Here is a 12,576-nt window from a genome sequence, read left to right as displayed (position 1 = left end):
ACGGACGTTCAGGTGTAGCGAGGCGGCGGCGTCCACTCAACCGAATCGTTTGGCAGAGGGCCTTTTGCGCGCGGGGCGCCCCCGATAAGGTCCACCGCACGAACGCACCCGGGGGACACAGTGACCGTCGCAACCGACACCGTCACGCCGATGATGGCGCAATATCTGGAGATCAAGGCAGAGCACGAGGCTGCGCTGCTGTTCTACCGGATGGGCGATTTCTACGAGATGTTCTTTGACGACGCGGTTGCGGCTGCCGGGGCGCTGGACATCGCGCTGACGAAACGCGGCAAGCATCAGGGCGAGGATATCCCGATGTGCGGTGTGCCGGTGCATTCCGCCGAGGGCTACCTGCTGACGCTGATCCGCAAGGGGTTTCGCGTAGCCGTCTGCGAGCAGATGGAAGACCCCGCCGAGGCGAAGAAGCGCGGATCGAAGTCTGTGGTGAAGCGCGGGGTGGTGCGGCTGGTCACGCCTGGCACGCTGACCGAAGAATCGCTGCTGGAAGCACGCCGCCACAATTTCCTCGCCGCCTGGGCCGAGGTCCGCGACGAAGGCGCGCTGGCCTGGGTCGATATCTCGACCGGCGAGTTTCGCGTGGTGCCCTGCCCGCTGTCGCGCCTGTCGCCGGAACTGGCGCGCCTTGCCCCGCGCGAGGTGCTGGTGAGCGAGGCGAAAGAGGCTGACTGCGCCGAAATAGTGACTGATCTGGGGGCCGCGCTGACGCCCCTGTCGCGGGGCAGTTTCGATTCCGCTTCTGCCGAGGGGCGGCTGACAGCGCTGTTTCACGTGGAAACGCTGGACGCCTACGGCAGCTTTTCGCGCGCTGAAGTGGCGGCGATGGGGGCGGTCGCCGACTATCTCGACCTGACGCAAAAGGGCAAGCTGCCGCTGCTGCGCCCGCCGGTGAAAGAGGCGACAGGCGGCACGGTTCAGATCGACGCAGCGACGCGGCGGAACCTTGAGCTGACGCAGGCGCTTTCGGGCGGGCGCGAGGGATCGCTGATCGCTGCGATCGACCGCACGGTGACGTCGGGCGGAGCGCGGCTTCTGGAACGGCGGCTGTCGTCGCCCTCACGCGATCTGAACGTGATCCGGGGGCGGATCGACGCGGTGGCGTGGCTGGTCGAGGATGCGCGGACGCGCTCCGACCTGCGCGAGGCGCTGCGCCGGGTGCCTGACATCGACCGTGCCCTGTCGCGGCTGGCGCTCGACCGGGGCGGACCACGCGACCTGGCGGCGATCCGTGCGGGGCTGACACAGGCCGGCCTCCTCTCTGACCGCATCGGGGCGGATGCGTCGCAGATGATCGCAGAGGCCAAGGCCGCTCTGACTGGGCACGAGGCGCTGCTGCAGTTGCTTGGCGAAGCGCTGGTTGCCGAGCCCCCAATGCTGGTGCGTGACGGCGGGTTCATCGCGGTGGGATATGACGCCGACCTCGACGAGGTGCGCACCCTGCGCGACGAGGGACGCGGGGTCGTGGCACGGATGCAGGCCGACTATGCCCGTGACACCGGGATCGGCGCGCTGAAGATCAAGCACAACAACGTGCTGGGCTATTTCATCGAAGTCACCGCCACTCACGCCGAGCGGATGCTGTCGCCACCGTTGAACGAGCGGTTCATTCATCGCCAGACGACAGCAAATGCCGTGCGCTTCACCACCGTCGATCTGTCGGACCTTGAAACGCGGATTCTGAACGCCGGAAACCGGGCGCAAGAGATTGAAAAGCGTCTCTATGACACCCTGAAAGCCGAGATTGTGGCACATGCTGCCGGGATCGGCGCCGCTGCCCGTGCGCTGGCAGAGATCGACCTGGCCGCCGCGCTGGCCGACCTTGCATCGGGCGAGAACTGGTGTCGCCCGCAGGTCGATGACAGCCGCGCCTTCGAAATCGTCGCCGGGCGTCACCCGGTGGTGGAACGCGCGCTGAAACGGCAGGCGGGGACGCCCTTTGTTGCGAACGACTGCGATCTGGGGGCAGAGGATGGCGCCGCGATCCGGCTGCTGACCGGGCCGAACATGGCGGGCAAATCGACCTACCTGCGCCAGAACGCGCTGATCGCCCTTCTGGCACAGATGGGCAGCTATGTGCCCGCCGCCAGCGCACATATCGGCATGGTGTCGCAACTGTTCAGCCGGGTCGGCGCAGCGGACGATCTGGCGCGCGGCCGATCGACCTTCATGGTCGAGATGGTCGAGACAGCGGCGATCCTGAACCAGGCGGACGCGCGGGCACTGGTGATCCTCGACGAGATCGGGCGCGGCACCGCAACCTACGACGGCCTCTCGATCGCCTGGGCAACGCTTGAGCATCTGCACGACGTCAACGGGTGCCGCGCGCTGTTCGCAACGCATTACCATGAACTGACGCGGCTTTCTGACCGTCTTGCGGGCGTCGAGAATGCCACGGTCGCCGTCAAGGAGTGGGAAGGCGACGTGATCTTTCTGCATGAGGTGCGCAAGGGCGCGGCGGATCGCAGTTATGGCGTGCAGGTCGCGCGTCTTGCAGGCCTGCCAACCGCCGTGGTCGAGCGCGCGCGGGTGGTGCTGGATGCGCTGGAAAAGGGTGAACGCGAAGGCGGCAAGAAGGCGGCGGTGATCGACGATCTTCCCCTGTTCTCGGCCATGGCGACCGCGTGGCAGCCTGCCGCCCCGGCCAGCAAGGGACCGACGCCGCTTGAGGAGCGGATGACCAGCATCCTGCCCGACGAGCTGACGCCGAAGCAGGCGCTGGACCTGATCTACGAATTGAAGGGGATCGCAGGGGAGTGATGGCGCCCCGACCATGGCCGGGGCGGTGTTTCACGTGGATCAGCCAGCGGTGTTGGAGCTGACCCCAACCTGCGCCGGCCGCAAAAGCCGGTCGTGGATCATGAAACCGTCCTGCGTGACCTGAATGATCTCGCCGACCTTGGTGCCGGGGACCGGAGCCTCGAACATCGCTTCGTGCTGCTGCGGATCGAACTTGTCACCGACTTGCGGTGCAACAGGCTCGATTCCGTGCTTCTTGAACACGTTCACGATCTCTCGCATCGTCAACTCGATGCCTTCGAACAAAGGCGTCTTCCGCTGCTGGTCATCGGCGGCCTGCACCGCGCGCTTCAGGTTGTCGTAGACCGGCAGGATGTCGCGTGCGAGCTTGGAGCCGCCGTAGTTCTCGGCCTCGCGCCGGTCGCGGTCGGCCCGCTTGCGCGAATTTTCGGCATCGGCCAGCGCCCGCATCAGACGGTCGCGCAGATCGTCACGCTCTGCTTCCAGCGCCGCGATCTCGTCGGCGGCGTCGGTATCGGCCATGATGTCGATCTGATCGTCACCGTCCTCGGACAGGTCGATCTCGCCGTCGACATACTCGTTCTGCTTCGGTTCAGCCATTCCTTACCCTTTGTTTCCGGACGACAGCAGTCTGCCCACCAGCTGAGCGGTGTAGTCGACGATGGGCACGACGCGGCCATAGTTGAGGCGCGTTGGCCCGATCACACCGACCGCACCGATAATCTTACGGTCTGCGTTCATATATGGGCTTACCACCAGAGAGGAACCCGAAAGTGAAAAAAGCTTGTTCTCGGAGCCGATGAAGATGCGCACGCCCTCGCCGCCCTCGGTGAGTTCCAGAAACTCGGCGATATCGCGCTTTTTCTCGAGATCGTCGAACAGCTCTCGGATGCGTTCAAGGTCTTCGGAGTCGGTCGAGGCCAGAAGGTTGGACCGGCCCCGGACGATCAGCCGCTCGGACCGTTCGCCCTCGTCATGCCAGATCGCTAGACCGGATTCGACAAGCGCGCTGGCAAGAACGTCGAGTTCCTGACGGCGCGTCGCGATCTCGCGCTCGATCAGACCGCGCAGGTCACCCAGCTCTCGCCCCTGAGCCAGCGCATTGATGAAATTCGCCGCCTCACGCATTGACGACGGGGTCTGCCCCGGGGGCGGCGTGAACACGCGGTTCTCGACATGGCCATCGGCGAACACCAGCACGACAAGCGCGCGTTCGGGCGAAAGAGAGACGAATTCGATATGGCGGATCGGCGCCTCGTGCTTGGGCGACAACACCAGGCTCGCGCCCTTGGTCATGCCCGACAGCGCCGATCCGATCCGGTCGAACAGCGACGACGGATCGTTGTCGCGGGTGCCAAGCGTGGCGTCGATCTTCTGACGATCCTCGCCGTCCAGCTCTCCGACCTCCAGAAGGCCATCGACGAACATGCGCAGACCCAGTTCCGTCGGGATGCGCCCGGCGGAAATATGCGGCGAATCGAGCAGGCCCAGATATTCGAGATCCTGCATCACGTTGCGGATCGTCGCCGCCGACACCTTCTGATCCATGCTGCGGGTCAGGGTGCGCGACCCGACCGGATCGCCGGAATCGAGATAGCCTTCGACCACGCGCCGAAACACCTCGCGGCTGCGGTCGTTCATTTCGGCAAGTATTCTGGAGCGGTCTTCCATCATGGTCGATCCAAGAGGCCAAAGCGCACTTAACGGACCCTTCGACCTGCCGTCAATCGGGGTTGCACCGAGGCCGGTCGCAGGTCTAAGTCCGCCCCGACATCAGAAAGGTTTTTCATGCGTCCGTCGAAGCGAGACTTAAGTGAAATGCGCGCGGTTTCAATTGAAACCGGCGTCACGAAACACGCCGAAGGGTCCTGCATGATCCGCATCGGCGACACCCACGTCCTGTGCACCGCCTCTCTGGAAGAGCGCGTGCCGCCGTTCCTGAAGAACAGCGGGCTGGGTTGGGTGACAGCCGAATACGGCATGCTGCCGCGCGCCACGACGACCCGGATGCAGCGCGAGGCCAAGCGCGGCCAGTCCGGGCGCACGCAGGAAATCCAGCGCTTGATCGGCCGCGCCCTGCGCGCCGGTGTCGACCGCGTCGCGCTGGGCGAGCGGCAGATCAGCATCGACTGCGACGTGATCCAGGCGGACGGGGGCACACGCTGCGCGTCGATCACCGGCGGCTGGGTCGCGCTGCGACTTGCCGTGAACAGGTTGATGAAGGCCGGAGACATCGTGAGCGACCCGCTCGTCGATCCGGTGGCCGCCGTGTCCTGCGGCATCTACGCGGGCCAGCCCATCCTTGACCTCGACTATCCCGAGGACAGCGAGGCGGGCGTCGATGGCAACTTCGTGATGACCGGATCGGGGCGCCTGGTGGAAGTGCAGATGTCAGCCGAGGGCGCGACATTCTCGGCGGACGAGATGTCAGAGCTGCTGGCGCTGGCGCAGAAGGGTTGCGCGGATCTGGTCGCGGTGCAGAAAGCCGCGGTCGCCTGATGCGGCGGCTGGCCGGGGAAAAGCTGGTGCTTGCGTCGCACAACGCGGGCAAGCTGCGCGAAATCCGCGCCCTGCTGGAGCCCTATGGCTGCGTCGTCGTCTCTGCGGGCGAGCTTGGGTTGGCCGAACCGGACGAGACCGAGGACACCTTCGCCGGAAACGCCCGGATCAAGGCGCATTTCGCTGCCCGGGAAAGCGGTTTGCCCGCCGTGTCGGACGATAGCGGTATCATGGTCGATGCGCTGGGCGGCGATCCGGGCGTCTACACCGCCGACTGGGCCGAGACACCGCAGGGACGCAACTTTCCGATGGCGATGGAGAAGGTCTGGACCCTGCTGGAAGAGCGCGCCGCACCCGAACCGAGGACAGCGCGGTTCTGCTGCACCCTCTGCGTCGCATGGCCCGATGGCGAGGATGCGCTGTTCGAAGGCCAGGTGGCCGGGCGGATCGTCTGGCCGATGCGGGGCGAGCTTGGCTTCGGTTTCGACCCGGTGTTCCTGCCCGACGGCGAGACAGAGACCTTCGGCGAAATGGATCCCGCGAAGAAACACGCGATGAGCCACCGTGCAGACGCCTTCGCCAAGCTGGTGGCGGCCTGTCTTGCGTGACGCGGACCAAGGCGCCGGGTTCGGCCTTTATGTCCACTGGCCATTCTGCCAGGCGAAATGCCCCTACTGCGACTTCAACAGCCACGTCGTCTCGGCAATCGACCAAGCGCGCTGGAAGGCTGCCTACGTCTCGGAAATCCGCCGCATTGCCGGGCTGACCGGCCCGCGCGTGCTGGACACGATCTTTTTCGGCGGTGGCACGCCCAGCCTGATGGACCCGGATGTGGTGGCCGCCGTGATCGACACGGCGCGCGAGGTCTGGGCACCGTCGAACGACATGGAAATCACGCTTGAGGCGAACCCGACGTCGGTTGAGGCAGCGCGCTTCGCAGCTTACCGCGACGCGGGCGTGAACCGGGTTTCCATGGGGATACAGTCACTGAACGATGCTGATCTCAAGGCACTTGGCCGCCTGCACAGCGTGGCCGAGGCGCGCAAGGCATTCGGCATTGCCCGCGACTGCTTTGACCGGGTCAGCTTTGATCTGATCTATGCGCGGCAAAACCAGACCCTGGACGGCTGGAAGCTAGAGTTGACCGAGGCCTTGGACATGGCGGCGGATCACCTGTCGCTGTACCAGTTGACGATCGAGGACGGCACGGCCTTTGGTGACCGCTTTCGCCGGGGATTGCTGCGCGGCCTGCCGGACGATGACGCGGGCGCGGACATGTACGAGGCGACACAAGAGCTGTGCAACGCCGCCGGTATGCCCGCCTACGAAGTGTCGAACCATGCCCGTAAAAGTTCGGAATCACGGCATAATATGCTGTACTGGCAGGCGGGCGACTATGCCGGGATCGGCCCCGGGGCGCATGGCCGCCTGACCCTGAACGGCCTGCGCCACGCGACCGACACGCCGTTGCAGCCGACCGACTGGCTGCGGGCGGTGGAGACCGGCGGCACCGGCGATTTGACCGTTCAGCCGGTGGATGGGGCCGAACAGGGTCTGGAATACCTGCTGATGGGCCTGCGGATCACGGGCGGGATCGACCTTGGCCGCTATCGCAGCATGGGCGGCGCACCGCTCGACCGCGCGGGGCTGGAGCGGATGGTGGATGCAGGACTTGTGGAGCAGGAGGCTGGCCGCCTGCGGGTGACCCCACGCGGAAGACCACTGCTTAACGCGGTCCTGCGCGAAATCGCCCCCTAGCCCAGACCGCCCGTCAGACGACCGCAGAGCGAATCCAGCTGTTCCAGATCATTGTAGGTGATGGTCATCTTGCCGCCACCGGGTCCATCCGCATGGTCGATGACCACGCGCATGCCTAGCGCGGCGGACAGATCGCCCTCGAGCGCGCGGGTATCGGCGTCTTTTTCCGTGCGCTGACCCTGGGACGACGGGCGAGCGGGATCGACCGCGCCGCCAGCAGCGGCCTTGGCAAGCCGCTCGGTTTCCCGCACGGACAGGCTGCGGTCCACCACTTGCCGCGCAAGGCTGGCCGGATCGTCCGACGTGATAAGGGCGCGGGCGTGACCGGCGGACAGCTTGCCGTCGCGCAGCAACTGCTGGACCACGTCCGGCAATCCCAGCAGGCGGAGCAGGTTGGCGATGTGGCTGCGGCTCTTGCCGAGGGCCTCGGCCACCTTTTCCTGCGTGTGGCCGAAGCGGTCCATCAACTGCCGGTAGCCCATCGCCTCTTCCAGCGGATTGAGGTCGGCGCGCTGGATGTTCTCGATGATCGCGACTTCGAGGACTTCAGTGTCCGAGAAGTCGCGGATCAGCGCAGGAACCTCGTGCAACTTGGCCATCTGCGCGGCACGCCAGCGGCGTTCGCCCGCGACGATCTCGTAGTCGCCCGAATGTCCGGGACGGGCGCGGAGAATCAGCGGCTGAATGATGCCCTTTTCCCGGATCGAGGCCGCAAGTTCCTCAAGGTTTTCAGGGGTGAAGGACCGGCGGGGCTGTTCAGGATTGGGAAACACCCGCTCGATCGGAACAGCCTGATCCGCACGGCGCGGTGCGGTGGCCGGATCTTGCCCTGCCTCGGGGCGCACGGGGTCAGCAGGCTGCACGTCCGCCATCAGGGCAGAAAGGCCGCGCCCCAGCCTGCGTTCTTTCTTGTCTGACATGGTGTGCCCCCTTTATCCGGTAGTTTGCTCGTAACGTGACACAAGCTCTTGTGCGAGTGCGCGGTAAGCCACGCTTCCTTTCGAGGCCGGATCATAGTCGAGGACCGGCAAAGCAAAGGACGGCGCCTCACTGATGCGCACGTTGCGGGGCACGACTGTCTTGAACACCAGCTCGCCCAGGTTGTCGCGTGCGTCCTGCTCGACCTGCTGCGACAGGTTGTTGCGCTTGTCGTACATGGTCAGGACCACGCCTTCGATCCGAAGGTTCGGATTGGCGGACTGGCGCACTTCTCTGATCGTCAGCAAGAGCTGCGAGAGGCCCTCAAGCGCGAAGAACTCGCTTTGCAACGGCACCATCACGGAATGCGCCGCGACCATCGCGTTGACCGTGAGCAAGCTGAGCGACGGCGGGCAATCGATCAGGATGTAGTCGAAGGCATAGCTGTCGATGGCGGGTTGGCGCAGCGCGTCATGCAGCAGGAAGCTGCGCTTTTCGTTTGCGACCAACTCGATATCGGCAGAGCTGAGATCCGTCGTCGCGGGCGCGATCAGCAGACCATCGACCTTGGTCTTGAGGATCACATCGGCCAGCGGCGCGTCATCAAGAAGAAGGTCATAGGTTGTCAGGGTCCGGTCGTCTGGTTCAATGCCAAGCCCTGTCGAGGCGTTTCCTTGGGGGTCCAGATCCACAAGCAGCACGTTGTAGCCGTCACCGGCCAAGGCTGCGCCAAGATTGATCGCTGTCGTGGTCTTGCCCACACCGCCCTTCTGGTTGGCGACGGCGATGATTCGGGCGGCCTTGGGCCGGATTGGATCAGACACGCGCGATATCCTTGAGTTTCAACACGGCAGACGCCGGATCTGTTAGGCTTGGGGCCTTGTCCAATGTGAAGCGCCAGTTGGCAAGGGCGGCGTCGATCTCTTCCTGATGCCGGGCCCCTTTTGAGAACAGCGCCTCTCCGTCCGGGGCCAAGTGGCGTTCAGCATGGGCCAGAAGCCCTTCAAGCGACGTCAGCGCGCGCGCGGACAGGACGTTAGCGCCGAGTGGTGGCAACATTTCCACCCGTTTTGTGTGGATCGAGACGTCTATGGATGTTTCACGTGAAACAGTCCGCAGGAACGTCGCTTTCCGCATGTCGACCTCAACACAGCTTACCTTAAGGTCTGTCGCCTTCTCTGCAGCCAGCATCGCAACGATCAAGCCAGGAAATCCCCCGCCGCTTCCAAGATCAACCCATTTGCCGGAACGGATTTCCGTCGCCTCCCAAACCGAAAGCGAGTCCATGAAGTGCCGGGACCAACGATCAGCGATAGTTCCCGGAGCAACCAGGTTGATTGAGGGATTCCATTTGCTCAGAAGCCCGGCAAATGCGTCAAAGCGTGAGGCTGTTTCACGTGAAACATCTGCCCGCTCAAGGAAAATGCTGCGCTGATCCTCAGAACTCATGCGATCTTCTGGCGATCTGCTTGCCGCAAACGCGCAAGGATCAGGGTCAACGCCGCAGGCGTGACCCCCTCGACCCGCCCCGCCTGCCCAAGCGTTTCGGGGCGAACAGCATGCAGCTTGGCCTTCAACTCGTTGGAAAGACCGGTGAGCGCATCAAAGTCGAAATCCGCCGGAATTGTATGCCCCTCGTCACGCCGCAACATGGCGACATCGCGTTCCTGACGGTCGATATAATTCGCATAGGTCGCGTCAATGCCAAGCTGAACTCGAATGCCTCGGTCAACCGTCTCAAGCTCGGGTGCGATGGAAACCAGCGCCTCGAATGTTCCGCCGTTCAATGCCAGCACGTCCATTCCGCTACGCCGACTGCCATCAAGGCTTACCTTGAGACCCGTCGCAGCCAATTGCTGCGGCGACACCTGCATCGTCTCAAGAGCAGCACGGCCAGCCGAAAGCTTCTCCATCTTGTCATTGAACCGCCTGCGGCGCGTTTCATTGCAAGCTCCGACATCAAGCGCCAGGGGCGTCAGTCGCTGGTCTGCGTTGTCAGCCCGCAGCGATAGCCGGTACTCGGCGCGCGATGTGAACATCCGGTAGGGCTCGGTAACGCCGCGGGTCACAAGGTCATCGACCATGACGCCGATATAGGCGGTCGCCCGGTCCAGCGTGAACGGGTCCCTTTCCTGCGCAGACAGCGCGGCGTTGAACCCGGCCAGAAGCCCCTGAGCCGCCGCCTCTTCATACCCTGTCGTTCCATTGATCTGACCGGCAAGATACAGACCGGGCACGTCGCGAACTTCCAGCGTCCGGGTCAAGGCGCGGGGATCGACGTAGTCGTACTCGATCGCATAGCCGGGCTGCAGAATGCGAGCCTGTTCCAGCCCGAAAATCGAATGAACATACGCCTCCTGGACCTCGACCGGCAACGACGTCGAGATGCCATTTGGATAAACCGTGTGGTCATCCAGTCCCTCTGGTTCCAGAAATATCTGGTGCGAGGCCTTGTCGGCGAACCGAACCACCTTGTCCTCGATCGACGGGCAGTAGCGCGGGCCGATCCCTTCGATGTGACCGCCATACATCGCGGATCGGTCAAGGTTCTTTCGAATGATCGCATGTGTTGCGTCATTGGTGTGGGTGATCCCGCACGCGACCTGACGCACCTTTGGGCGCGTGTTGAGGAACGAGAACATCACAGGGTCGTCGTCACCCGGTTGCGTTTCCAGCCTGTCCCAGTCGATGCTGCGCCCGTCAAGTCGCGGCGGCGTCCCGGTCTTCAGGCGCCCGAGCGGCAAGGCAAAATCGTCAATTCGTTGTGCAAGCCGCACCGATGGGCGATCACCCATCCGGCCGCCTTCCTTGCGCTCATCGCCGATATGGATGACGCCGCGCAGGAATGTGCCAGTCGTCAGAATAACGGCATGGGAGGGGATGACGCTGCCATCGCCGAGGACAACGCCTGCCACGCGGTCGCCGTCCATGACAAGGTCGACCACCTCGCCCTCGACAATCTCGAGATTCTCTGTCGCGCCCAATTCGCGTTGCATCGCTTCGCGGTAAAGCTTGCGATCCGCCTGGGCGCGGGGCCCTTGCACGGCAGGCCCCTTGCGGCGATTCAAAAGGCGATACTGAATCCCGGCCTCATCCGCGATGCGGCCCATGACGCCATCGAGTGCATCGATCTCCCGGACAAGATGGCCCTTGCCAAGACCGCCGATTGCCGGATTACATGACATCACGCCGATGCTGTTCCGGGTCAGCGTCACCAGCACCGTGCGCGAACCAATGCGCGCAGCTGCGGCAGCGGCCTCTGCACCGGCATGGCCACCCCCGACAACGACGACATCGACTTGCGAATGTTTCACGTGAAACACCCCCTACTTACCAAGACAGAAGCGCGAGAAGATCTCGCCCAACACATGCTCTACATCTACCCGACCCACGAGCGATTCCAGCGCACGAAGCGCAGTGCGAATCTCCTCGGCAACAAGCTCGGTTTCCGCGAACTCGCTAGATAACCTTTCCTGCGCCGATTCCAAAGCCCCAAGTCCCAAAGTCATCGCAATCCGGTGCCTCTCTCGCGTCGCTGTGCCTGCCTGCGCAGCCCGGCTCTCAAGCACCGAAGCGACTGTGGCGATAAGCGCATCAACGCCCTGCCCGGTCTTGCCGGAAATCGCGGCGTGATCGCCTTCGTTCAACACATCGCCCTTGCCCCGCAAAACGATGTCCCCCGGTTGCGCCTCGATCATCGGGGGGCCGCCATCCGTCAGGATCACGCGAAGATCGGCCCGCGCTGCCCGCTCGAGTGCGCGCGCGACACCGATGGCCTCGACGGTATCCTCGGTCTCTCGCAACCCGGCCGTATCCAGCACTGTCACGGGAAGGCCGCCAAGATCCATCCGCACCTCGATCACGTCGCGTGTCGTTCCGGCCACTTCAGAGGTGATCGCGGCATCCCGCCCCGCAAGGGCGTTCAGCAAGGTGGATTTCCCGATATTCGGCGGACCGACGATGGCGACCTCGAACCCGTCGCGCACCCGTTCGGCAATTCCGACACCCGCGATCTCGGCCCTCAGATCGTCCATAACCTGTTGCAAACGCTCAAGAACATCCTGTGTCACATCCACCGGCACCTCTTCATCGGCAAAGTCGATGGTCACCTCGACCAAGGCCGCGGCCTCGATCAAAAGCTTACGCCATTCTTCAACTCGCCCCGCCAAGGCACCCGAAAACACCGCCTGCGCCTGCCGCCTCTGCGCCTCGGTCTCTGCTTCGATCAGATCGGACAGGCCTTCCACCTGCGCCAGGTCCAGCCTCTCGTTCTCGAGCGCGCGGCGCGTGAATTCGCCAGGCTCGGCGATGCGAAAGCCGGGAATGGCGGACAGACGCGCGAGGATCGCGGACAGGATCGCAGGGCTTCCGTGGGTCTGCAGCTCGACAACATCCTCACCGGTAAAGCTGCGCCCTGCGCCGAACTTCAGGACAAGCGCCTCGTCGAGGATGTCGTCGCCATCCCGCAAAATGCGCAGGCTGGCGCGGCGTTGCGGCACGGGCGCGGCGCCAAGAACGGTCAGCGCGTCAAACGCGGCGGGGCCGGAAATGCGGATGACGGCAACGCCCGCTTTTCCGCGCGCCGTCGCCGGTGCAAAGATCGTCTCCATCGCGCCCCTCAGACGC

The 12,576-nt window shown here is 64.2% G+C and carries 11 protein-coding genes; 4 read left to right on the top strand and 7 right to left on the bottom strand.

Features of this window, described 5'->3' with window-relative positions:
* Window positions 1–150 precede the first annotated feature (150 nt).
* Entirely contained in the window at window positions 151–2,775 is a 2,625-nt protein-coding gene (mutS, locus tag KTJ87_RS14125) for a DNA mismatch repair protein MutS (RefSeq protein WP_267140022.1), read from the top strand.
* Window positions 2,776–2,814: 39 nt separating this feature from the next.
* Here mutS and KTJ87_RS14120 read toward each other — a convergent pair whose 3' ends face one another.
* Window positions 2,815–3,375 carry a nucleotide exchange factor GrpE gene (locus KTJ87_RS14120; RefSeq protein WP_267139785.1) on the bottom strand — a complete coding sequence of 187 codons (561 nt, stop codon included), beginning with the start codon at window positions 3,373–3,375 and terminating at the stop codon, window positions 2,815–2,817.
* Window positions 3,376–3,378: 3 nt separating this feature from the next.
* Window positions 3,379–4,446 (bottom strand): heat-inducible transcriptional repressor HrcA, encoded by a 1,068-nt coding sequence (hrcA, locus tag KTJ87_RS14115; RefSeq protein WP_267140021.1) that lies wholly within the window; start codon window positions 4,444–4,446, stop codon window positions 3,379–3,381.
* A gap of 117 nt (window positions 4,447–4,563) precedes the next feature.
* Between hrcA and rph the strand changes: the two genes are divergently transcribed.
* From rph to hemW, 3 genes are read left to right on the top strand one after another with little or no spacing between them, the layout of a single operon-like run.
* On the top strand, window positions 4,564–5,274 hold the full coding sequence (gene rph / locus KTJ87_RS14110; RefSeq protein WP_267139784.1) for a ribonuclease PH: 711 nt from the start codon (window positions 4,564–4,566) through the stop codon (window positions 5,272–5,274).
* Window positions 5,274–5,882, top strand: coding sequence for an RdgB/HAM1 family non-canonical purine NTP pyrophosphatase (gene rdgB / locus KTJ87_RS14105; protein ID WP_267139783.1), 609 nt, complete (start codon window positions 5,274–5,276; stop codon window positions 5,880–5,882). The genes rph and rdgB overlap by 1 nt, the downstream gene beginning before the upstream one ends.
* The gene (hemW, locus tag KTJ87_RS14100; protein ID WP_267139782.1) at window positions 5,875–7,032 is read left to right on the top strand and encodes a radical SAM family heme chaperone HemW; all 1,158 of its coding nucleotides are present in this window, start codon (window positions 5,875–5,877) and stop codon (window positions 7,030–7,032) included. The genes rdgB and hemW overlap by 8 nt, the downstream gene beginning before the upstream one ends.
* Here the strand turns inward: hemW and KTJ87_RS14095 are convergent.
* The 5 genes from KTJ87_RS14095 to mnmE are packed head-to-tail and all read right to left on the bottom strand — an operon-like array spanning window position 7,029 to window position 12,560.
* Window positions 7,029–7,952, bottom strand: a complete 924-nt coding sequence (locus KTJ87_RS14095; protein ID WP_267139781.1) for a ParB/RepB/Spo0J family partition protein — start codon at window positions 7,950–7,952, stop codon at window positions 7,029–7,031. The genes hemW and KTJ87_RS14095 overlap by 4 nt on opposite strands.
* Window positions 7,953–7,964: 12 nt before the next feature.
* A complete protein-coding gene (locus KTJ87_RS14090) occupies window positions 7,965–8,774 on the bottom strand; it encodes a ParA family protein (RefSeq protein ID WP_267139780.1) in 810 nt (269 codons plus the stop codon).
* A complete protein-coding gene (gene rsmG / locus KTJ87_RS14085) occupies window positions 8,767–9,399 on the bottom strand; it encodes a 16S rRNA (guanine(527)-N(7))-methyltransferase RsmG (RefSeq protein ID WP_267139779.1) in 633 nt (210 codons plus the stop codon). The genes KTJ87_RS14090 and rsmG overlap by 8 nt, the downstream gene beginning before the upstream one ends.
* Window positions 9,396–11,264 (bottom strand): tRNA uridine-5-carboxymethylaminomethyl(34) synthesis enzyme MnmG, encoded by a 1,869-nt coding sequence (gene mnmG / locus KTJ87_RS14080; RefSeq protein ID WP_267139778.1) that lies wholly within the window; start codon window positions 11,262–11,264, stop codon window positions 9,396–9,398. Before mnmG ends, rsmG begins: the two co-directional genes overlap by 4 nt.
* Window positions 11,265–11,276: 12 nt before the next feature.
* The gene (gene mnmE / locus KTJ87_RS14075) at window positions 11,277–12,560 is read right to left on the bottom strand and encodes a tRNA uridine-5-carboxymethylaminomethyl(34) synthesis GTPase MnmE (RefSeq protein ID WP_267139777.1); all 1,284 of its coding nucleotides are present in this window, start codon (window positions 12,558–12,560) and stop codon (window positions 11,277–11,279) included.
* Window positions 12,561–12,576: the final 16 nt, after the last annotated feature.

Source organism: Anianabacter salinae (genome assembly GCF_019061145.1).
GTDB classification, from domain to species: Bacteria; Pseudomonadota; Alphaproteobacteria; order Rhodobacterales; family Rhodobacteraceae; genus Anianibacter; species Anianibacter salinarum.
The sequence above is the reverse complement of the archived record's forward strand: the minus strand, read 5'-3'. Positions and strand labels throughout refer to the sequence as shown.